This window comes from Streptomyces sp. NPDC020965 (assembly GCF_044333555.1).
Taxonomy (GTDB): domain Bacteria; phylum Actinomycetota; class Actinomycetes; order Streptomycetales; family Streptomycetaceae; genus Streptomyces.
Genome location: NZ_JBIRRE010000001.1, coordinates 455,766 through 476,588, shown reverse-complemented (window position 1 = coordinate 476,588; position 20,823 = coordinate 455,766). Strand labels below are relative to the sequence as shown.

Below are 20,823 nucleotides of genomic sequence, written 5' to 3'. Positions count from 1 at the left end.
ACGTACGGGTCAGAGGGCCGCCTCGACGGCCCTCGGGCGGAGGTTCGCGTTCTCCAGCACGGCCCGCAGATGGCGCTCCAGGACGGGCAGGACCTCCGCGATCGTGATGTCGCGGCCGAGCTCATTCGCCAGCGACGCCACGCCCGCGTCACGGATCCCGCACGGCACGATCCGGTCGAACCAGGTGTTGTCCGGATTCACATTGAGCGCGAAGCCGTGCATGGAGACGCCCTTGGCGATCCGGATGCCGATGGCGGCCAGTTTGCGGTCCTCGCGGCGCTGGCCGGCGTTGGAGGGGGCGTACTCCGGCCCGTTCAGCCGGGGGTCGAACTCGTCGTCGCCCAGTCGCGGGTCGAAGTCGAGCGAGAGACCGCCGAGCGCGGGCCGGTCCTCGATCGGGTCGCCCAGCACCCACACCCCGCTGCGGCCCTCGATCCGGCTGGTCGCCAGGCCGAACTCCGTGCAGGTGCCGATCAGGGCCTCCTCCAGCCTGCGGACATGTGCGACGACATCCACCGGGCGGGGCAGTTTCACGATCGGGTAGCCGACGAGCTGACCCGGACCGTGCCAGGTGATCTTCCCGCCGCGGTCCACGTCGATGACGGGCGTGCCGTCCAGGGGGCGCTCGCTGTCCTCCGTACGCCGTCCTGCCGTGTACACGGGCGGGTGCTCCAGCAGCAGACAGGTGTCCGGGACCTCGTCGAGGAAGCGGGCGGCGTGGACCTCGCGCTGTTTCTGCCACGCCTCCTGATATTCGACGGACTCGCCGCCGAAACCCAGCCGCACGAACCGCAGCTCACTCACGGCACAGCCTCCCTCAGAACGTTCGTACGGCATCGGGACCCCTGTCCACCCCGTCACTGTACGGCCGCCCGGAAGGCGGTGACGGGGGAGGTACCGGCCGTCAGCGCTGCCCACAATCCTCACACGATCGGATGAATGTGGGACGAACGCGGCGGTACTGACGGTAAGGGCCGCTAAATTCACGCCGTTCCATGAGGGCTGCGACCGGCCCGGAAGGCAGGAGACCGCACAGCTGATGACGGAACGACCTCCGCAGCGCATCCCCAACCGCCACCTTGCCGCACTCATCCAAGAAGCGGGATTCTCCAACGCGGGACTTGCCCGCCGAGTTGATCAGCTCGGCCTGGAGCACGGCCTCGACCTGCGCTACGACAAAACGTCCGTGACCCGCTGGCTCCGTGGCCAGCAGCCGCGCGGCACCACACCGGCACTCATCGCCGAGGTCTTCACCCGGCGGCTCGGGCGGCGGCTCTCCGCGCAGGACCTGGGCCTCGACGCCTGCGCACCCGTCTACGCGGGCCTGGAGTTCGCCGCATCGCCCGAAGAGGCCGTGGACATCGTCAGCGGCCTCTGGCGCAAGGACTCCGGCAGCCACGCGGAACTCCGCAAGATCGCCTTCACCCCGGCCGGCCTCGTGGTGCCGAGCCGGGACTGGCTGATCGGCCGGGCCGACGAACGGGTCAGCCGGGGCGATCTCCCCCCACCCGGCCCCCGGGTGCCCGTCCAGGGCGGCGCCGCCGTCCCCCGGCAGCGCGCCACCCCCGTCGACCGGGGCACCGAACGACGCCCCGGGCAGCGGGTCTCCGGCGGGGACATCGCCGCGCTCCGGTCGGTCGCCGAACTGTTCCGCACCCTCGACAGCGCCTACGGCGGCGGCCACGCCCGGCAGGCGCTCGTCCGCTATCTGGAGCACGAGGCCGAACCCATGCTGCGCGGCGCCTACGGGGAGGTGACCGGCCGCAGACTCTTCGCCGCGGTCGCCGATCTGACCCGGCTCGCCGGGTGGACCTCGTACGACATCGCCGCCCACGGTCTCGCCCAGCGCTACTTCGTCCAGGCGCTCCGGCTCGCCCAGGCGGCGGGGGACCGGGCGTACGGGTCCTATGTGCTGGTCACCATGAGCCGGCAGGCCGTCTACCTGGGGCACGGTCGGGAGGCGGTCCAGCTCACCCGGGTCGCGCAGCAGGGCGTGGGCCCCGCGGCGCCGCCCGTGGTGCAGGCCCTGCTGCACGCCGTCGAGGCGCGCGGGCACGGCGTGCTGGGGGACGTGCGGGCCTGCACGGCCTCCCTCGCGCGGGCGGAACGCGCGCTGGAGTCGGCGCGGCCGGGCGACGAGGTGCCCCACTGGGCCCGCTTCTTCGACGAGGCGCAGATGGCGGACGAGTTCGGGCACTGCTACCGGGACCTCCAGCAGTACCGCTCGGCGGTCCAGCACGCCGAACGCTCCCTCCAGCTCCGCCCCGCGGCACTGGCCAGGAGCCGACTCTTCTGCCGGGTGGTGCTGGCCACCGCCCGGCTGGGACTCGGCGAACTGGACCAGGCGTGCGCGCTGGGCGCGGAGGCGGCCCTCCAGGCGTCCGAGATGCGGTCGGCGCGGGCGCTGGAGTACGTGCGTGACTTCGAACGCAGGCTGGAGCCGTACCGGGACGCGGCGGCGGTACGGGGGTATCGGGACCGGGTCGCCGCGCTGGGGTGAGCGGAGGCGGCTGAGCGGGAGCGCCTGAGCGGGGGCGCGGCCCCGGGCCCCCGCTCTTCGATCGCCGGTGAGTCCGGCCGCCGGTGAGGCCGGCTCCCGGCCCCCGCTCTTCGATCGCCGGAGAGGCTGACGGTCCAGCCCGACCGGCGATCGAGAAGCGGCTCCGGGCCCCCGGTCCTGGGGGCTCAGGCCGCGAAGGGGAGGCGGGTGGGGACCCCCGGGCGGGCGAGGCCGAAGTCCTGGAGGACCGCGTCCGCGACGCGGCGGGCCGAGTGGAGCGCCCCCTGCACCGTGCTCGTCGCCCGGTGGTCACCGCAGACGTACAGGCCCGCCAGCAGCCGCACCGGTCGGCGCGGATCATGGGGCGGTGGCATCGCCGGAACCGCGTCCGGGGTGTGGTGGACCGCCAGCGGTTCCCAGTCGTCCGTGGAGGTCCCGTACAGCCGCGCCAGGTGGGCGCGCACCTCGCGGTCCGGGTGCGGTGGCGGCGCTCCCAGCAGCGTCGAGGAGATCAGGACCCGGCCGGCGGGGGCCCGGTCCGGGTCGACCTCGCTCATCACCGCCGTGTACGACACCGGGCCGACGCTGTCCGCGTCGAGGACCAGCGCGGCCCCGGTCGGCGGTGCCTGGGGTGCGGTGTGGTGCACCACCGTCACCGGGTGGAAGGCCGGCACCCGCAGGCCCGGCAGGAGCACCGCCGCCTCGCGCGCCCCGGTCGCCACGATGAGCGCGCGGCAGGAGAGTCCGCCGTACTCCTCGGTGCTGACCCGGTTGATCGACGCCTCCTTGACCCGTACGCCCGTGAGCACCGTGCCGGGTGGCAGTGCCGCCGCCAGCCGTTCGGGCAGGGCGGCCGAGCCACCGGCCGGTACGCACAGCCTGCCCCGGGCGAATCCCCGGAGCACCAGGTCGGCGCAGCGGCTTGAGGTCATCAGCTCCGGATCGCAGAGCAGCGCGGACAGCAGCGGCCGCAGGAAGCCCTGGACCGTGCGGCTCGGCAGTCCTCGGCTGTGCAGCGCGGCGGCGGTGGGGCGTTCGGCGCGGGTCAGCAGCCGTTCCGCGGAGGTGTTGGCGAGGCGGGCGAGTGACGCGCCGAGCCGGGCCTCGTCCAGCGGCCGGGGGGCGCTCGCGAGGGCGCGCGCCACGGTGAACGCGCCCCGTGCGCTCACCGTGGCGCCGGGCCGGTGGACCGTCTCACCGGTGCGGTGCAACTGTCCGCCGCTGTGCATGAGGACACCGGGTGCGAACGGTCGCAGCACCACGCCCGCGAGAGCCGCGGCGCGCTGCGACGCGGGGTGGGCGACGCTGAGCAGCCGGCCGACGCGGTCGAGACGGAATCCGTCGACCTCCTCGGTGGCCAGCCGACCACCCGGCCGGTCCGCACCCTCCAGAACGCTGACGCTGACTCCGGCTCTGGTCAGGCGAAGAGCCGCCGACAGACCGGCGACTCCGGCCCCGACGACGATGACGTCCGCGTGGTCCGCGGTGTGAGCGGTGCTGATGAGCACAGGCCCCTCCCCGAGGTCGGTGCGGCTGCCGAGAGGCCGATGCCTCCGACAGGCCCGAGGAATTCCCGAGTTCGGTACGAGGGTAGGGAGGCTCTCCCGCGCTGCGACGCGCGCACGCGGCGGGGCACCGGGGCGTGCGGGGCGCATACGGTCCCGGCCAGTGCCCCGACCAGTGCCCCGGTCGGCTCCCCGGTCGCTCCCCGGCCGCTCTTCGGCACCACGCGCCCCGGCGCCGCACGGCCGCTCCGGTATCAAACCCCCGACACCACGCGCCTCGGGACCGTACCCGCTCGGTACGCCCTGCCCCCGGAGGTGTACGGCCACCCCGGCAGTGCGCGCCCCGGCACCCCGCGCGGCGCCGCACGACCGCCCCGGCACCACACGGCGGAGCAGCGCCCGGCCCGGCAGGGCCTGCCCCGGCACCAGGCGCCCCGGCAATGCCCGGCAGCACACGCCCTGGTGTCGCATGGTCTGGCATGAGGCGCCCCGGGGCCGTACCCGCTCGGTACGGTGTGCCCCGAGGCCGCACGGCCGGCCCGGCATCGCACGGCTGGTTCGGGATCACGCGTCGGCCCGGCAGCACGCGGCTGAGCAGCGCCCGGCCCGGCGCCGTACGGCCGCTCCGGTATCAAACTCCCGACACCACGCGCCCCGGGGCCGCACCCGCTCGGTACGCCCTGCCCCCGGCGCCGCACGGCCCGCCCGGCAGTGCAGGCCCGGGCAGCGCGCGGCCGAGCACCGCGCCCCGGCACCCCGCGCGGCGCCGCACGGCGGAGCAGCGCCCGGCCCGGCAGCGCCTGCCCTGGCACCAGGCGCCCCGGCAGCGCCCGGCCGGGGGCTCGCCCGCCCCGGCACCACCGCGCGGCGGCTCGGGCTCAGGCGGACCGCAGTGCCGCGCCGATCGCGTCGTCGATCGTCGGGAAGGCGAACGAGAAGCCCGAGTCCAGCAGCTTCCTCGGCACCACCCGTTGACTGCCCAGCAGATCGCCCGCCATGTCCCCCAGCGCCACCCGCAGGGCCACCGCCGGGACCGCGAACACCGTCGGCCGGTGCAGTGCCCTGCCCATCGCCGCCGTGACCTCACGGTTCGTCACCGGCGTCGGGGCCGTCACATTCACCGGCCCCGCCAGAGACTCGCTGTCCAGGATGTGGCGCAGCGCCGCCACCTCGTCGTGCAGGGCGATGAAGCTCCAGTACTGGCGCCCGTCACCGAGCCGTCCGCCCAGGCCCGCCCTGAAGAGCGGGAACATCCGGGCCCAGGCGCCCCCTTCGCGGGAGACCACCAGGCCCGTCCGCGCGAACGCCACCCGGACGCCCGCCTCATCGGCCGGGGCCGCCGCCTCCTCCCACTCCACACAGACCCCGGGCAGAAAGCCGTCGCCGGGCGGTGCGTCCTCGTCGACCGTACGGTCCCCGGTATCGCCGTAGTAGCCCACCGCGCTGCCGCAGAGCAGCACCTTCGGCGGGGTGTCCAGGGAGGCGACCGCCTCCGCCAGCGCCGCCGTGCCCAGCACTCGACTGTCGCGGATCTCCTTGCGGTACGCCTCGGTCCAGCGGTGGTCACCCACTCCGGCGCCGGCGAGGTTCACCACGGCCTCACAGCCCACCAGGCCCGCCGTGTCCACATACTGACGGTGCGGATCCCATTCCACCTCGTCCCCCGCCCGCGCGGGACGCCGTACCAGGCGCACCACGTCGTGCCCGTCCGAGCGCAGTGAGCGTACGAGTGCCGTACCGATGAGCCCGGTGGAACCGGTGATCGCGATCCGCATAAACCCATCCTGCCCCCGTACGGCCCCATGGCACAGTTGGCCCATGTACGAGTCGCACATACGCCCCGCCCGTCTCGCCGATGAACTCGCCCTCGGCGCCCTCGATCGGGAGACCTGGTCGACCCTGCACGCCGTCTCGCCGCGACCGGTGCCCCCGTACGACCCCTTCTTCGACTCCAACCACCGGCCCGAGGACTACCTCGTCGCGGCGGACGGCCCCGCGGAAAGCGCGCGGGGCGGAGCCGCGGGCGGTACGGACGGCGGTACGGGACCGGGAGACGTCATCGGGTACATCCGGATCGCCGCGCCCACCCCGCTCGCCTGTAACCAGCACGTCCGCCAGATCCAGGGCCTCGCCGTCACCGACCGGGCGCGCGGGCGCGGCATCGGGCGGGCGCTGCTGCGCGCCGCCTGCGACGAATCGCGCCGGCGGGGTGCCGTCCGCATCACCCTGCGCGTCCTCGGGCACAACGCGCCCGCCCGCGGGCTGTACGAGTCCGAGGGCTTCGCCGTCGAGGGCGTGCTCCCCGGCGAGTTCTGGATCGGCGGGGAGTACGTGGACGACGTGATGATGGGGCGCTCGCTGCGCTGAGGCCGTCCGGGGGTCAGCCGCGGAAGCGCTCCCAGAGCCGGGGGAAGCGCGCCGCCAGGGCCGTGTCGTCGTCGAAGTCGAACGGTGTGCCCAGCGGCTCCGCCGACTGTGGCGCTATCCCCAGATCCGGTGCCACGACCCCGGTGAGCTGCTCGTACGCCTCGTCCGCCGCGTATCCCAGCTCCTCGCCGTCCCCGTCGATGTCGTCGTCGAACTCCTCCAGCAGCTCCGCGAGCGCGTCCGGCTCGTGCACCGCGCCCTCGAAGATCTCCCGGCCCTGGCCGATCAGCCAGCAGCGGAAGTAGTCGAAGACGTCGTCGCTGGCCCCGTCGAGCAGGACGGCGGCGGCGCCCCACAGATCCCAGGTGTACGCGCGGTTGTAGCGGGCCTCGAAGTGGCGCGCGAAATCCAGCACGGAGTCGGGGTCGAGCTGCATGAGGCGTTCGACCAGCAGATCCGCTTGGTCCTCGGGGTCGCCCTCGGCGGCCTCGCGGGTGCTGTCGATGATCTCCCAGAACTCCGTCTCGTCCATCACGGGTACAGCATCGTGGTTGGCGGGTGGCGGCGCACGCGGAGCCGCCGAAATGCTGACTCGTTCGATACCGGAGCGAATGGCGGACAGCGGGTGTCGGGTATGGGTGCGACGGTCGGTCCATGACGAAATCCAAGACGAAATCCGACACACCACTCGCCGGCCGGGTCGCCCTCGTCGCGGGCGCCACCAGGGGCGCGGGCCGCGCCATCGCCGTACAGCTCGGGGCGGCGGGCGCGATCGTCTATGTGACCGGCAGGACCACCCGCGAACGGGTCAGTGAGCTGGGCCGGTCCACGGAGACCATCGAGGAGACGGGCGAACTGGTGGACGCGGCCGGGGGCCGGGGCATCGCCGTACCCACCGACCATCTGGTGGCCGATCAGGTCCGCTCCCTGGTGGCGCGGATCGACCGTGACCACGGCCGGCTCGACATCCTCGTCAACGACGTCTGGGGCGGGAACCCGCTGCTCGACTTCGACACCAGGATGTGGGACGTCGAGCTGGACCGTGGGCTCCGCATGATCGACCTGGGCACCAGGACCCACATCATCACCAGCAGCATCGCCCTTCCGCTGCTGGTGCGGCGGCCCGGCGGTCTGGTCGTGGAGGTCACCGACGGCACCGCCCGGACGAATCAGGACTTCCGGGAGAATTTCTACTACGACCTGGCGAAGAACACACCCATCCGGATGGCCTTCATCCTCGGTGAGGAGTTGCGCGGTGTGGGGGGCACGGCGGTGGCCGTCACCCCGGGCTTCATCCGCTCCGAGGAGATGCTCGACGGCTTCGGTCTCACCGAGGAGACCTGGCGGGACGGGATCGCGGCACAGCCCCACTGGGCGCTCTCCGAATCGCCCACCTACCTCGGGCGGGGTGTCGCCGCGCTCGCCGCCGACCCGGAGCGGGACCGCTGGAACGGGCAGTCACTCGACAGCGGACAACTCGCCCGCGAGTACGGGCTGACCGATGTCGACGGCAGCCGGCCGGATGTCTGGGGGTACATCCTCGCGGAGAAGGCCGCCGAAGCTGCCACCGGGGCCGGGGAGAAGCCCGCTCTGGCGGACTACCGGTAGGGCCGGCCACGGACGGGGAGCGCGGTGTACGGGGGCGGTGGCGGGGTGGCCCCGGGGGAGCGCGGCGTACGGCGGCGGGATGCGGTGGAGCCGGGCGTACGGGCGGGGCGGGGTAGCCCCCGGGGAGCGCGGCGTACGGGAGCGGGCGTACGGGGCCGGGCGCGGGCTCGGAGGGCCTGCGGGGCCGGGTGGCGGGCCCCTACCCGTAGAGCCGCGCCATCCCGCGCGCCGTCTCGGTGAACATCTCCCGCAGCTCCACCGGCTCCAGCACCTCCGCCTCCGACCCCAGCGCCAGCAGTTGGGTAAAGGCCACCCCGGCCGACTCCACCGCCAGGCCGACCGTCATCCGGCCAGACTCGTCGGCCGGGGAAGCTGACGCCAGCGCCTCCGCGGCCGCCGCCCGGTCCGTGGCGTACGGCAGCCGGCGCGCGCCCTCCGCCGTGAGTCGGAGGACCACCCGGGTCCGGAGGAGGGAACGGGTGAACTCGTCGGCCCGTTCGGCCCAGAAGGCGGGCAGGTCGAACTCCTCGTCGCGAGCGAAGAATCGATCCTCCGCGATCTCCCCGACCGCCGTGAAGCGGTCGACCCGGTAGACCCGGAAGGTCTCCGACACCCGGGCGCACAGGTACCAGACACCCGCCTTCAGCACGAGGCCGTACGGCTCAAGCTCCCGTTCCACCTCGCCGTCCCGGCGTCCGTACACCGCTCGGATCCGACGGTCGTCCCAGACCGCCTCCGCGATCACGGGCAGCAGCGGCGGGGTCCGCGGCTCCTGGTACCAGCCCGGCGCGTCCAGGTGGAAGCGCTGGGAGGCGTTCCGCGGCGCGTCGCTGAGGGAGGGCAGTAGCGCCGCCGAGACCTTCAGCCGGGCCGCCGACGCCGCGTCCTCAAGGCCCATCTCCCGCAGCGCGCCCGGCAGCCCGGAGAGGAAGAGGGCCTCGACCTCGCTGCGACCCAGACCCGTCAGCCGGGTGCGGTAGCCGCCGATCAGCCGGTAGCCACCGGTCCGGCCCCGGTCCGCGTAGACCGGGACCCCGGCCTCCGACAGCGCCAGCGCGTCCCGGGTGATCGTCCGCTCCGAGACCTCCAGCTCACGGGCGAGCTCGGCCCCCGTCATCGAGTGTCTCGTCTGGAGCAGCAGGACCATCTTGATCAACCGGGCGGCGCGCATGTCTCCATGATGGCCGCCCCCGGCGGTATGGCCCAAGGGGCGCCCCTCGCCGGCGAGGGGCGCGCCCGGCCCGTCTCAGCCGAGCCGCTCCTGAAGCTCGGTCACCCACAGTTCGCGGTCGTCCGGGCAGGCGAGCGTGGTCTCGCGCGCGTACCCGAGCACCCGGTGGCCGCCCGCGTCGATCCAGCGCGCCAGCGTCTGGGAGGTGGCCAGAACCGTGTCCATCGAGCCCCGGTGCACGATCGTCGCGGCCCGCTCGACCGGTGGCAGATCCACGATCGCGAAGTCGTGGTCAGGCCGGGGCGCGGCCGACACGGTGATCCCCGCGTGGATGACGATCGCGCCGTCGCCGTCGGGGGAGTCCTCGTAGCGGGCGACACCGGGCCCGGTCGGCGTCACGCCCGCCGCGTCGAGTCGGCGGCACAGCTCCTCGTACAGCGGGCCGATGACCGGGCCGATGTGCTCGGGCGCGTAACTCGCGGCGGTGGCGGTCAGCTCGGCGACCCGGATCGCCGGGAGGCGCTTCACGATGACGTCCTCGGTGGGCATACGGCCCTCGCTCTCGATGGACCGCAGTCTCGCCTCGACCTGTGACAGCCGGTCGGCCGCCGCGACCATCGCCGCCTCCAGCTCCGCCCGCCGCAGCGACAGCATCCCGCGCAGCTCCTCCGTGTCCACCGTCTCCGTCAGGATGTGCCGCACCTGTTCCAGGGTGAAGCCGAGATCCTTGAGGGCGATGATCCGGTTGAGCCGGGCGAGCTGGGCCGCCGAGTAGTGGCGGTAGCCGCTGGACGGGTCGGTGTGGGCGGGGCGCAGCAGCCCGATGGCGTCGTAGTGGCGCAGCATCCGGGCCGAGACCCGGCCGTGCCTGGCGAACTCTCCGATGGTGAACATGGTCGCTCCAGTGGACGGCCTCACACGGTGTCAAGGTCAAACCTCACCGAGGCGGGGCGGGGCGGCGCAGAGGTCGAGCGGGGCAGCGGCCGAAGGGTGTCGCTGTCGCCGTCGCCGTCAGGGTCGGTGCCGCGGTCGGGCCTGGCCACGGGCACGTCGGTCGAGCCGGGCACGTCGGCCGAGCCGGTCGGGCCTGGCCGCGGTCGAGCCGGGCGCGTTGAGCGAAAGGAGCGGCCCCGGCCGGAGAAGAGTCTCCGGCCGGGGCCGCTCCCGGGATGTGTCGCTCACGCGTCAGAGGCCGTAGCGCTCCCGCGCCTCCTTCACCGCGGTCACCGGCACCTCGCCACGGCGGGCGAGCTGGGCCAGCGCGGCCACGGTGATCGACTGGGCGTCCACGCCGAAGTGGCGGCGGGCCGCCTCGCGGGTGTCCGAGAGGCCGAAGCCGTCCGTGCCGAGCGAGGACCAGTCCTGCTCGACCCACTGGCTGATCTGGTCCGGCACCTGGCGCATCCAGTCGCTGACCGCCAGCACCGGGCCAGGAGCGCCCTCCAGCGCCTTCCGGACGTACGGAACCCGCTGCTCCCCCTGGAGCAGGGCGGCGTCGGCGTCCAGCGCGTCCCGGCGCAGCTCGCCCCAGGAGGTCGCGGACCAGACATCGGCCGTGACACCCCACTCGGCGGCGAGCAGCTCCTGTGCCTCAAGGATCCAGTGGATCGCGGTACCGGAGGCCAGCAACTGGATCCGCGGCGCGTCGGCGGAGGCGGGCGTGCCCTCCTTGAAGCGGTACAGGCCCCGGAGGATGCCCTCCTCGACGCCTTCCGGCATCGCGGGCTGCTGCTTGGGCTCGTTGTAGACGGTCAGGTAGTAGAAGACGTCCTCGGCCTCGGGGCCGTACATCCGCCGCAGACCGTCCTTGACGATGACCGCGATCTCGTACGCGAACGCCGGGTCGTAGTTGAGCGACGCCGGGTTGGTGGACGCGATCAGGTGCGAGTGGCCGTCCGCGTGCTGGAGGCCCTCACCGGTCAGGGTGGTGCGGCCGGCCGTGGCGCCGACGATGAAGCCCTTGCCGAGCTGGTCGGCGAGCTGCCACATCTGGTCGCCGGTGCGCTGCCAGCCGAACATCGAGTAGAAGATGTAGAACGGGATCATCGGCTCGCCGTGCGTCGCGTACGACGTCGAGGCGGCGATGAAGTCCGCCATGGAGCCGGCCTCGGTGATCCCCTCGTTGAGGATCTGGCCGTCCTTGGCTTCCTTGTAGTACATGAGCTGGTCGCGGTCGACCGGGTCGTACGTCTGGCCCATCGGGGAGTAGATGCCGGCCGACGGGAAGAGCGACTCCATACCGAAGGTACGGGCCTCGTCGGGGACGATGGGGACCCAGCGCTTGCCGGTCTCCTTGTCCCGCATCAGGTCCTTGACGAGCCGGACGAAGGCCATGGTGGTGGCCATCTCCTGCTTGCCGGAGCCCTTCTGCAGGGCCTGGAAGGCGCGCGCGGTGTTCGTCTCCGGGTCGGGCAGCGCGGCGGCGCGCACCTGGCGGGCCGGGGCGGGGCCGCCGAGGGCCGCGCGGCGCTCCTGGAGGTAGCGGACCTCGGGGGAGTCGGGGCCGGGGTGGCCGTAGGGGACCACACCGCCCTCGAAGGCGCTGTCCGGGATCGGGAGGTCGAGGAGGTCGCGCATCCCCTTGAACTCGTCGATCGACAGCTTCTTCATCTGGTGGTTGGCGTTCTTCGACGCGAAGCCGGTGCCGAGGGTGTGGCCCTTCACCGTCTGGGCGAGGATCACCGTCGGCGCACCCTTGTGGGCGAGGGCCGCGCGGTAGGCCGCGTACACCTTGCGGGACTCGTGGCCACCGCGCGAGCTGCAGAAACACTCGATGATCTTGGCGTCGTCGAGCTGCTTCGCCAGCTCGACGAGGGCGGGCTCGGAGCCGAAGAAGTGCTCACGGATGTACGCGGCGTCGCGGGTGGCGTACGTCTGGAACTGGGCGTCCGGTACCTCGCGCAGGCGGCGTACGAGCGCGCCCGTCGTGTCGAGGGCGAACAGCTCGTCCCAGGCGGAGCCCCAGAGGGTCTTCACGACGTTCCAGCCGGCGCCCCGGAACTGGGACTCCAACTCCTGGACGATCTTGAAGTTGGCGCGGACCGGGCCGTCGAGGCGCTGCAGGTTGCAGTTGATGACGAAGGTCAGGTTGTCCAGGCGCTCACGGCTCGCGAGGGCGAGGGCGGCCGTCGACTCGGGCTCGTCCATCTCGCCGTCGCCGAGGAAGGCCCAGACGTGCGAATTCGCGGTGTCCTTGATGCCTCGGTTGTACAGATAGCGGTTGAAGCGCGCCTGGTAGATCGCCGAGAGCGGGCCGAGGCCCATGGAGACCGTGGGGAACTCCCACAGCCAGGGCAGCCTGCGCGGGTGCGGGTACGAGGGCAGACCCTCGCCGCCCGCCTCCTGGCGGAAGTTGTCGAGGTCGGCCTCGGTGAGACGGCCGTCCAGGAAGGCGCGGGCGTAGATGCCGGGCGAGGCGTGGCCCTGTATGTAGAGCTGGTCTCCGCTGCCGTCGGCCTTGCCGCGGAAGAAGTGGTTGAAGCCGGTCTCGTAGAGCCAGGCGGCGGAGGCGAAGGTGGCGATGTGGCCGCCGACGCCGAGCCGGGCGCCGCGGGTCACCATGGCGGCGGCGTTCCAGCGGTTCCACGCGGTGATACGGGCTTCCATCGCCTCGTCGCCCTCGAAGGCGGGCTCGGCGGGGGTGGGGATGGTGTTGACGTAGTCCGTCTCCAGCAACTGGGGGACGGGAACACCGGCCGCCTCGGCGTGCTGGAGCGTGCGGCGCATCAGATACGCGGCGCGGTGCGGGCCTGCGTGCTCGGTGACGGCGTCGAGGGAGGCCGCCCATTCGGCGGTCTCCTCGGCGTCGCGGTCCGGGAGCTGGTCCAGCTCGCTCGGAAGCTTGCCTACGGGGTCGGTCATGTTCGCCGCCTTCCGGACTGGGAGGGGGTTGAGCAGGGGGGTGAGCTGTGCCGTGTCTGGCAGGACAGGGCGTGGGCTTGGTGAGCCCAAAGACTGACTGTAAGCCGCTGATCGATGATCGATCAAAGTATTCGGAGGTAAAAGTTCTCCGGAGAGCGAAATTGGCATTCCGTGCCGCGAAACAGGGCACGGAGTGCCCTAAAAAGGGGGCATTTCGGGCGCGAAATCGCCGGCGAAAGAGGTCTTCTCAGGGCCTCGGAGCGCAGCCCAGCACATGCGCCTTGACCAGTGCGCCGATCTCCGGATCACGCCCCCGGAACGCCTGGACCAACGCCTCGTGCTCCTCCGCGTACGACTGCTGCACGGTCCCCAGCCAGCGGATCGACAGCGCCGTGAACACCTCGATCCCCAGCCCCTCCCAGGTGTGCAGCAGCACCCCGTTTCCCGCCGCGCGGACCAGCTCGCGGTGGAAGGCGACCGTATGGCGCACCTGGCCCGCCGAATCGCCCGCGCTGTCCGCCGCGTAGAGCGCCGTCACATGCGGTTCCAGCGCCGAACAGTCGTCGGCCAGCCGGTCCGCGGCCAGCTCCGCCGCGATCTGCTCCAGACCCGCCCGTACCGGATAGCTCTCCTCTAGATCGGCGGCGGTGAGGCTGCGCACCCGTACGCCCTTGTTGGGCGCGGACTCGATCAGCCGCAGGCTCTCCAGCTCCCGCAGCGCCTCCCGGACGGGGGTCTGGGAGACCCGCAGCTCGGTCGCGATGCCCCGCTCCACGATCCGCTCACCCGGTTTCCAGCGGCCGCTGACGATCCCCTCCACGATGTGCTCGCGGATCTGCTCCCGCAGCGAGTGGACGATGGGCGCGGTCATGGGGGCTCCTTCACAGCGGGTACAGCCCACCGATTATCCCCCTCGGGGGGCCGGGGACCGAGGGACGCGAGGCGCCCCCGTCAGGGAGAAAAATCTCCCTGACGGGGGCGCCTCTTCACGCGACTGCGGGTGAGCCCTAGGGAGTGTCTTCACAGTAGCGTCGTCCGCCCGGAGGGCGGGTCTGGCGGGGTCTGGTGCGTGCAATCCCAAGGCGGAGGAGGGAGCCGATGCGGAGCATCGGCGACCGACGACAACGCAGGGAGTGTGCGTACCAGGGCACGGCAGACAGACGGGACTTTGAAGACACGACCTACAGGCCCAGCTCCACCTCGAACTCACCGGCTTCGAGGATCGCCTTGACCGTCGTCAGGTAGCGGGCGGCGTCGGCGCCGTCCACCAGACGGTGGTCGTAGGAGAGCGCGAGGTACGTCATGTCGCGGACGCCGATGACCGTGCCCTCGGCGGTCTCGATGACGGCCGGACGCTTGACCGTGGCACCGATGCCCAGGATGGCGGCCTGGTTCGGCGGCACGATGACCGTGTCGAACAGCGCACCGCGCGAACCGGTGTTGCTGACCGTGAAGGTCGCGCCCGCGAGGTCGTCCGGGCGGATCTTGTTGGAGCGCACGGCCCCGGCCAGCTCGGCGGTCTTCTTGGCGATACCGGCGATGTTGAGGTCGCCCGCGCCCTTTATGACCGGCGTCATCAGACCCTTCTCGGAGTCCACGGCGATGCCGATGTTCTCCGAGTCGAAGTACGTGATGGTGCCTTCGTCCTCGTTGATCCGGGCGTTGACGATCGGGTGGGCCTTCAGCGCCTGGGCCGCGGCCTTCACGAAGAACGGCATCGGGGAGAGCTTGACGCCCTCACGGGCGGCGAAGCTCTCCTTGGCCTGGCCGCGCAGCTTCATCAGCTTGGTGATGTCGACCTCGACGACCGTGGTCAACTGCGCCTGGCCGTGCAGCGCCTTCATCATGTTGTCGCCGATGAGCTTGCGCATCCGGGTCATCTTGACCGTCTGGCCGCGCAGCGGGGACACCTCGACGGAGGCACTGGCCTTCGTCGCGGCGGCGGGAGCGGCGGCCGGCGCCGGGGCGGGGGCCTTGGCGGCCTCCGCGGCGGCGATGACGTCCTGCTTGCGGATGCGGCCACCGACGCCGGAGCCCTTGAGCGCGGACAGGTCCACGCTGTTCTCGGCGGCGAGCTTACGGACCAGGGGGGTCACATAGGCGTCACCGGCCGAGGGCGCGGCCTGGGCGGCCGGCTGGGCGGGTGCGGCCGGAGCCGGCGCCGGGGTGACCGGAGCCGGAGCGGGCGCGGGCGCGGCCTGGGTGGGCGCGACCTGGGTGGGCGCCGGAGCGGCGGCCGGAGCCGGCGCGGCCGGGGCCGGGGTGGGCTCGGGCGCCGGGGCGGGCGCCGGAGCGTCCTGGACCGGTGCCGGGGCGGTGGGAGCCGCGGCGGCGGGAGCTGCCGGAGCGGCACCCGGGGCGCCGATCACGGCCAGCTTGGCGCCGACCTCGGCGGTCTCGTCCTCGCCGACGACGATCTCCAGCAGCACGCCGGAGGTCGGGGCGGGGATCTCGGTGTCGACCTTGTCGGTCGAGACCTCCAGCAGCGGCTCGTCGGCCTCGACGGAGTCGCCGACCTCCTTGAGCCAGCGGGTGACGGTGCCCTCGGTGACGCTCTCACCGAGCGCCGGCAGGACCACGTCCGTACCGCTGGCGGCCTCGGCGGCCGGGGCGTCCTGGACCGGCGCCGCGGCGGTGGGGGCCTCGGCGGCGGCCGGTGCCTCCTGCGCGGGGGCCGGAGCGGGCTCGGCGGCGGGGGCCTCGGCCACGGGGGCCGGGGCGGGCTCGGGCTCGGCGGCCGGAGCCGGGGCGGCCTCGGCCGGGGCGCCCGAACCGTCGTCGATGATCGCTAGCTCGGCGCCGACCTCAACGGTCTCGTCCTCGGCGACCTTGATGGACGCCAGCACGCCGGAGGCGGGGGCGGGGATCTCGGTGTCGACCTTGTCGGTCGAGACCTCCAGCAACGGCTCGTCGGCCTCGACGCGCTCGCCTTCGGCCTTCAGCCAACGGGTGACGGTGCCCTCGGTGACGCTCTCGCCGAGCGCCGGAAGGGTTACGGAAACCGACATGGTTTCAGTTGCTCCTAACGGTGGGGTTTCCCCAGCTCAAGCGAAGCGCGAGCGTGGGGAAGTGCGGAAGTGGTCGTCGCCCGAGGGGCGGCTCGGGAAGCTCAGTCATGCGCGTGCAACGGCTTGCCCGCGAGCGCCAGGTGGGCCTCGCCGAGCGCCTCGTTCTGCGTCGGGTGCGCGTGGATGAGCTGCGCGACCTCGGCGGGCAGGGCTTCCCAGTTGTAGATGAGCTGCGCCTCGCCGATCTGCTCGCCCATCCGGTCACCGACCATGTGGACGCCGACCACGGCACCGTCCTTGACCTGGACGAGCTTGATCTCGCCCTGGGTCTTGAGGATCTTGCTCTTGCCGTTGCCCCCGAGGTTGTACTTGAGGACGACGACCTTGTCCGCGCCGTAGATCTCCTTGGCCTTGGCCTCGGTGACACCGACGGAGGCGACCTCGGGGTGGCAGTACGTCACCCGGGGCACGCCGTCGTAGTCGACCGGGACGGTCTTCAGACCGGCGAGGCGCTCGGCGACCAGGATGCCCTCGGCGAAGCCGACATGGGCGAGCTGGAGGGTCGGGACGAGGTCGCCGACCGCCGAGATCGTGGGCACGTTCGTCCGCATGTACTCGTCGACGAGGACATAGCCGCGGTCCATCGCGACGCCCTGCTCCTCGTAGCCGATGCCGGCGGAGACCGGTCCGCGGCCGACCGCGACCAGCAGCACCTCGGCCTCGAAGGTCTTGCCGTCCGCGAGGGTCACCCGGACGCCGTCCTGGGTGTACTCGGCCTTCTCGAAGAAGGTGCCGAGGTTGAACTTGATGCCGCGCTTGCGGAACGCGCGCTCAAGAAGCTTGGAGCTGTTCTCGTCCTCGACCGGGACGAGGTGCTTGAGGCCCTCGATGACCGTCACATCGGCGCCGAAGGACTTCCACGCCGAGGCGAACTCGACACCGATGACGCCGCCGCCCAGCACGATCGCGGACTGCGGGACGCGGTCCAGCTTCAGCGCGTGGTCGGAGGAGATGATGCGGTTGCCGTCGATCTCCAGGCCCGGCAGCGACTTCGGTACGGAGCCGGTGGCCAGCAGGATGTGGCGACCCTCGACCCGGGTGCCGTTGACGTCGACGGTGGTGGGCGACGAAAGCCGGCCCGCCCCCTCGATGACGGTGATCTTGCGGGAGGCGATCAGACCGGTGAGCCCCTTGTAGAGGCCCGCGATCACATCGTCCTTGTACTTGTGCACGGCCGCGATGTCGATGCCCTCGAACGTCGCGCGGACGCCGAACTGCTCGGACTCGCGTGCCTGGTCGGCGATCTCGCCGGCGTGCAGAAGAGCCTTGGTGGGGATGCATCCGTAGTGCAGGCAGGTGCCGCCGACCTTGTCCTTCTCGATCAGAGCGACGTCCAGACCCAGCTGGGCTCCGCGCAGCGCCGCAGCGTAACCGCCGCTACCGCCGCCGAGGATCACTAGGTCGAAAACGGTGCTGGCGTCGTTCGCCACGTCACGTCCTCCATGCATGTGCGCCGGTTGCCGGGGTCCCCTTTACCCCGGGGAACCGGCCGGTCGGCTGGTGTGCGGCCGCTGTCTCGTCGGCCCTGTGGTGGGGGCCCTGTCCTGCCGAGAACCCATCTTCGCACTTGTTGCCGCACGGCGGGACGCGGGGCGGGGGTCTGCGGGGTTACCGACCCGTACGCACGCGGTGATTTCGTTGTCAGCGAACGCGGACGGGGGTGGGGGCCGGCCCTCCGGTGTGTGATCCGGCTCACCCGGCCGGCCGGGGCCCCGCGGGAGCCGGAGGGGGGTGAATCCCGGCGCCCCTCCGGCGGATGAGCCGAAGGGGCGCCGGGGGCCCGTGCGGGCAGCGGGAGGGGGCCTGGTATCCCCCGGCGATTGAGCCGGGGGAGGGCCCGGGCGTCCCTGGCGGGTGGGCCGAGGCCCGTGTCGGGGAGGGTCTGAACACCCTCCCTGACGAGCGAGCCGAGGGCCCGTGCGGGCAGCGAGGGGGAAACCCGGCGCCCCTCCGGCGGATGAGCCGAAGGGGCGCCGGGGGAGGGCCTGGTACCCCTGGCTGGTGAGTCGGGGGCCGCGTCGGGGAGGGGCTGCGCACCCTCCGGCGAGTGAGCCGAAGGGGCGCGCGGGTGTCGAAAGGGAGAACGCGCGGAGGTCCCGAGGAACGAGGGACCGAGCACGATCGACCGTCGACGCACGCTCACAGCGCCCCGGAGGCGAACCGAGCCCCCAAAAAAATCAGCCCAGGTCGCCCGCGCCGATGCGCTCCGCCAGCTTCACCAGGGTGCGGACCGAGGAGCCGGTGCCGCCCTTGGGCGTGTAGCCGTACGGCGCGCCCTCGTGGTACGCCGGGCCCGCGATGTCGAGGTGCGCCCAGGTGATGCCCTCGCCCACGAACTCCTGGAGGAAGAGGCCGGCGACCAGGCCGCCGCCCATCCGCTCGCCCATGTTGGCGATGTCGGCGGTCGGCGAGTCCATGCCCTTGCGCAGTTCGGCGGGGAGCGGCATCGGCCAGGACTGCTCGCCGACCTCCTCGGCGATCTCGTGCACGGCGGTGCGGAACGCGTCGTCGTTCGACATCACACCGAAGGTGCGGTTGCCGAGGGCGACCATCATGGCGCCGGTGAGCGTGGCGACGTCCACGATCGCGTCCGGCCGCTCCTCGGATGCCTTCCACAGGGCGTCGGCCAGGACGAGCCGGCCCTCGGCGTCGGTGTTGAGCACCTCGACCGTCTTGCCGCTGTACATCCGCAGGACGTCGCCGGGGCGGGTGGCCGAGCCGGACGGCATGTTCTCGGCGAGCGCGAGCCAGCCGGTGACATTGACCTCGGCACCGATCCGGGCGGCGGCGACGACGGCGGCGAACACCGCGGCGGCGCCGCTCATGTCGCACTTCATCGTCTCGTTGTGGCCGGCCGGCTTGAGCGAGATGCCGCCCGAGTCGTAGGTGATGCCCTTGCCCACCAGGGCGAGCGTCTTGGCCGCCTTGGAGTGCGTGTAGGTGAGCTTCACCAGGCGCGGCGCGTTCTCCGAGCCCTGGCCGACGCCGAGGATGCCGCCGAAGCCGCCCTTGAGGAGGGCCTTCTCGTCAAGGATCTGGACCTTGACGCCGGTCTCCTTGCCCGCGGCGGCGACCACCGCGGCGAACGCCTCGGGGGTGAGGTCGTTCGGCGGGGTGTTGATCAGGTCGCGCGCGCGGTTGATCTCCTCGGTGAGCACGACGGCGCGCTCGGCCGCGGCCTTGTACGCCTTGTCGCGCGGCTTGGCGCCGAGCAGGGCGACCTCGGCCAGCGGCAGCTTGGGTCCGGACTTGCCGTCCTTCTTGTCGAGGCCCTGGTAGGCGGTGAAGGCGTACGCGCCGAGGAGCGCGCCCTCGGCGATGGCCTCGGCGTCCTCGGACGCCTCGATCGGCAGCGCGAACGCGGCCTTCTTCGCACCGGCGAGGGTGCGGGAGGCGTTGCCGGCCGCGCGGCGCAGCGTCTCGGCGGCGTACGCCTCGTCCTTCTCCGGGACCGATCCGAGGCCGACCGCGATGACGACCGGCGCCTTGAGCCCGGACGGGGAGGGCAGCTTGGTCACCTCGCCCTCGGCGCCGGTGGCGCCGAGGGTCTCCAGGACGGCAGCGAGCTTTCCGTCGAACGCCTTGTCCACGGCCTCCGCGCCGGGCGCGACCACCGGGCCCTTGGCGCCCTTCGCGACCCCGACGACAAGGGCGTCGGCGCGCAGCGTCGCGGCACCGGCAGTGCTGAGAGTGAGAGCAGTCACGGTGGTGAAATCTCGCTTCCGTTGAGTTCGATGGCCTTTGAGGGGCCTTCAGGGGCCTTGGGGGGACAGGTCGACATCCGCCCGGGAAAAGCCTACGCGCGGTCACTTCGCTCGCTCACGGCGGCGGTGGTTCACCCGACCGGGGGGATCGGCCGGCCGCGCGGGCGTGCGAGCCGGTCGTACGGGCCGTCGGTATCGGCCGCGCGCGCCGGGGGTCACAACCGACCTTTGTGGACAGAACAGTTACCCCCATGTCAGTGCCACGAGGGACACCGTCGCCGCCGTCTCGGCGAGGGCTCCGAACACGTCACCGGTCACCCCGCCGAAGCGGCGGACACAGTGCCGCAGGAGTAGCTGGGCCGCCAGCAGACCGGCGATGACGGCGAGCCCGTGCTGGAGGGCCCCGTACCCGCCCCAGGCCGCTCCGACGCCCGCGCAGGCCGCCGTGACCAGTGCGGTGAGTGCCAGGGCCGTGGGTACGGGGATGACCTGGGCGACGGCGGCGCCGAGGCCCTCGGGGCGGGCGGCGGGGACTCCGGTGCGCGAGGCGAGGGTGAGGGCGAGCCGGGCGGTGACGCCGGAGACGACCGCGGCCACCGCCCCGTACGCCCAGCCTTCGTCGTACAGCGCGGCGACCGCAGCGATCTGGGCCAACAGGACGAAGAGCAGGGTGATGACGCCGAACGGGCCGATGTCCGAGCGCTTCATGATCCGCAACGCGTCTTCGGCGGGTTTCGCGCTGCCCAGTCCGTCGGCGGTGTCGGCGAGCCCGTCCAGGTGGAGTCCGCGGGTGAGGACGGCCGGTACGGCGACGGTGGCCACGGCGGCGAGTGCCGGCCCGGAGCCGAGGAGGAGGAGTGCGCCACCCGCCGCAGCGGCGGAGCCGCCCACGACCAGACCGACCAGCGGGGCGCACATCATGCCGGCGCGGGCCGCCTCCCGGTCCCAGCGGGCGACCCGGACGGGAAGGGCGGTCAGGGTGCCGAAGGCGAAGCGCGGACCGGCCGCGCCGCTCGGTTCGTTCTCCCCGGTCACATCG

General features: G+C 72.6%; 15 protein-coding genes. 3 read left to right on the top strand and 12 right to left on the bottom strand.

Translation table 11 applies throughout. The features are described 5' to 3' along the window. Window positions 1–9: 9 nt before the first annotated feature. A complete protein-coding gene (gene lipB / locus ACH4S7_RS02060; RefSeq protein WP_398519106.1) occupies window positions 10–804 on the bottom strand; it encodes a lipoyl(octanoyl) transferase LipB in 795 nt (264 codons plus the stop codon). Window positions 805–1,039: 235 nt separating this feature from the next. Here lipB and ACH4S7_RS02055 point away from each other — a divergent pair, with 235 nt between their 5' ends. Then, on the top strand, window positions 1,040–2,500 hold the full coding sequence (locus ACH4S7_RS02055) for a regulator (RefSeq protein WP_398519105.1): 1,461 nt from the start codon (window positions 1,040–1,042) through the stop codon (window positions 2,498–2,500). Between the two features lie 185 nt (window positions 2,501–2,685). Here ACH4S7_RS02055 and ACH4S7_RS02050 read toward each other — a convergent pair whose 3' ends face one another. Together ACH4S7_RS02050 and ACH4S7_RS02045 are read right to left on the bottom strand one after the other, a co-directional pair. Next, window positions 2,686–4,008: an NAD(P)/FAD-dependent oxidoreductase gene (locus ACH4S7_RS02050; RefSeq protein ID WP_398519104.1), complete on the bottom strand. Its 1,323-nt coding sequence runs from the start codon at window positions 4,006–4,008 to the stop codon at window positions 2,686–2,688. Between the two features lie 875 nt (window positions 4,009–4,883). Continuing rightward, window positions 4,884–5,780: a TIGR01777 family oxidoreductase gene (locus ACH4S7_RS02045; protein WP_398519103.1), complete on the bottom strand. Its 897-nt coding sequence runs from the start codon at window positions 5,778–5,780 to the stop codon at window positions 4,884–4,886. Between the two features lie 43 nt (window positions 5,781–5,823). On the opposite strand from ACH4S7_RS02045, the gene ACH4S7_RS02040 reads away from it, so the two are divergent. Next, on the top strand, window positions 5,824–6,372 hold the full coding sequence (locus ACH4S7_RS02040) for a GNAT family N-acetyltransferase (protein WP_398519102.1): 549 nt from the start codon (window positions 5,824–5,826) through the stop codon (window positions 6,370–6,372). Window positions 6,373–6,385: 13 nt separating this feature from the next. Here the strand turns inward: ACH4S7_RS02040 and ACH4S7_RS02035 are convergent, their stop codons facing one another. Further along, a complete protein-coding gene (locus ACH4S7_RS02035) occupies window positions 6,386–6,904 on the bottom strand; it encodes a DUF4240 domain-containing protein (RefSeq protein ID WP_398519998.1) in 519 nt (172 codons plus the stop codon). 122 nt (window positions 6,905–7,026) lie between these two features. On the opposite strand from ACH4S7_RS02035, the gene ACH4S7_RS02030 reads away from it, so the two are divergent. Next, entirely contained in the window at window positions 7,027–7,980 is a 954-nt protein-coding gene (locus ACH4S7_RS02030) for an SDR family oxidoreductase (protein WP_398519101.1), read from the top strand. 199 nt (window positions 7,981–8,179) lie between these two features. On the opposite strand, the gene ACH4S7_RS02025 is transcribed toward ACH4S7_RS02030, so the two are convergent. The 8 genes from ACH4S7_RS02025 to ACH4S7_RS01990 all read right to left on the bottom strand — a co-directional run bounded on the left by ACH4S7_RS02025 (window position 8,180) and on the right by ACH4S7_RS01990 (window position 20,819). After that, a complete protein-coding gene (locus ACH4S7_RS02025; RefSeq protein WP_398519100.1) occupies window positions 8,180–9,151 on the bottom strand; it encodes a helix-turn-helix transcriptional regulator in 972 nt (323 codons plus the stop codon). A gap of 75 nt (window positions 9,152–9,226) precedes the next feature. Then, window positions 9,227–10,045, bottom strand: a complete 819-nt coding sequence (locus tag ACH4S7_RS02020; RefSeq protein WP_398519099.1) for a MerR family transcriptional regulator — start codon at window positions 10,043–10,045, stop codon at window positions 9,227–9,229. 291 nt (window positions 10,046–10,336) lie between these two features. After that, the gene (gene aceE / locus ACH4S7_RS02015) at window positions 10,337–13,012 is read right to left on the bottom strand and encodes a pyruvate dehydrogenase (acetyl-transferring), homodimeric type (protein ID WP_398519098.1); all 2,676 of its coding nucleotides are present in this window, start codon (window positions 13,010–13,012) and stop codon (window positions 10,337–10,339) included. Window positions 13,013–13,259: 247 nt separating this feature from the next. Then, on the bottom strand, window positions 13,260–13,883 hold the full coding sequence (locus ACH4S7_RS02010) for a GntR family transcriptional regulator (RefSeq protein WP_398519097.1): 624 nt from the start codon (window positions 13,881–13,883) through the stop codon (window positions 13,260–13,262). A gap of 310 nt (window positions 13,884–14,193) precedes the next feature. Next, complete coding sequence (gene sucB / locus ACH4S7_RS02005; RefSeq protein WP_398519096.1) at window positions 14,194–16,020, bottom strand: 2-oxoglutarate dehydrogenase, E2 component, dihydrolipoamide succinyltransferase; 1,827 nt, start codon at window positions 16,018–16,020, stop codon at window positions 14,194–14,196. A 101-nt stretch (window positions 16,021–16,121) separates the two neighbouring features. After that, window positions 16,122–17,510, bottom strand: coding sequence for a dihydrolipoyl dehydrogenase (gene lpdA, locus ACH4S7_RS02000; protein WP_398519095.1), 1,389 nt, complete (start codon window positions 17,508–17,510; stop codon window positions 16,122–16,124). A gap of 747 nt (window positions 17,511–18,257) precedes the next feature. Next, complete coding sequence (locus ACH4S7_RS01995) at window positions 18,258–19,784, bottom strand: leucyl aminopeptidase (RefSeq protein ID WP_398519094.1); 1,527 nt, start codon at window positions 19,782–19,784, stop codon at window positions 18,258–18,260. A gap of 243 nt (window positions 19,785–20,027) precedes the next feature. After that, the gene (locus tag ACH4S7_RS01990; RefSeq protein WP_398519093.1) at window positions 20,028–20,819 is read right to left on the bottom strand and encodes an adenosylcobinamide-GDP ribazoletransferase; all 792 of its coding nucleotides are present in this window, start codon (window positions 20,817–20,819) and stop codon (window positions 20,028–20,030) included. Window positions 20,820–20,823 lie beyond the last annotated feature (4 nt).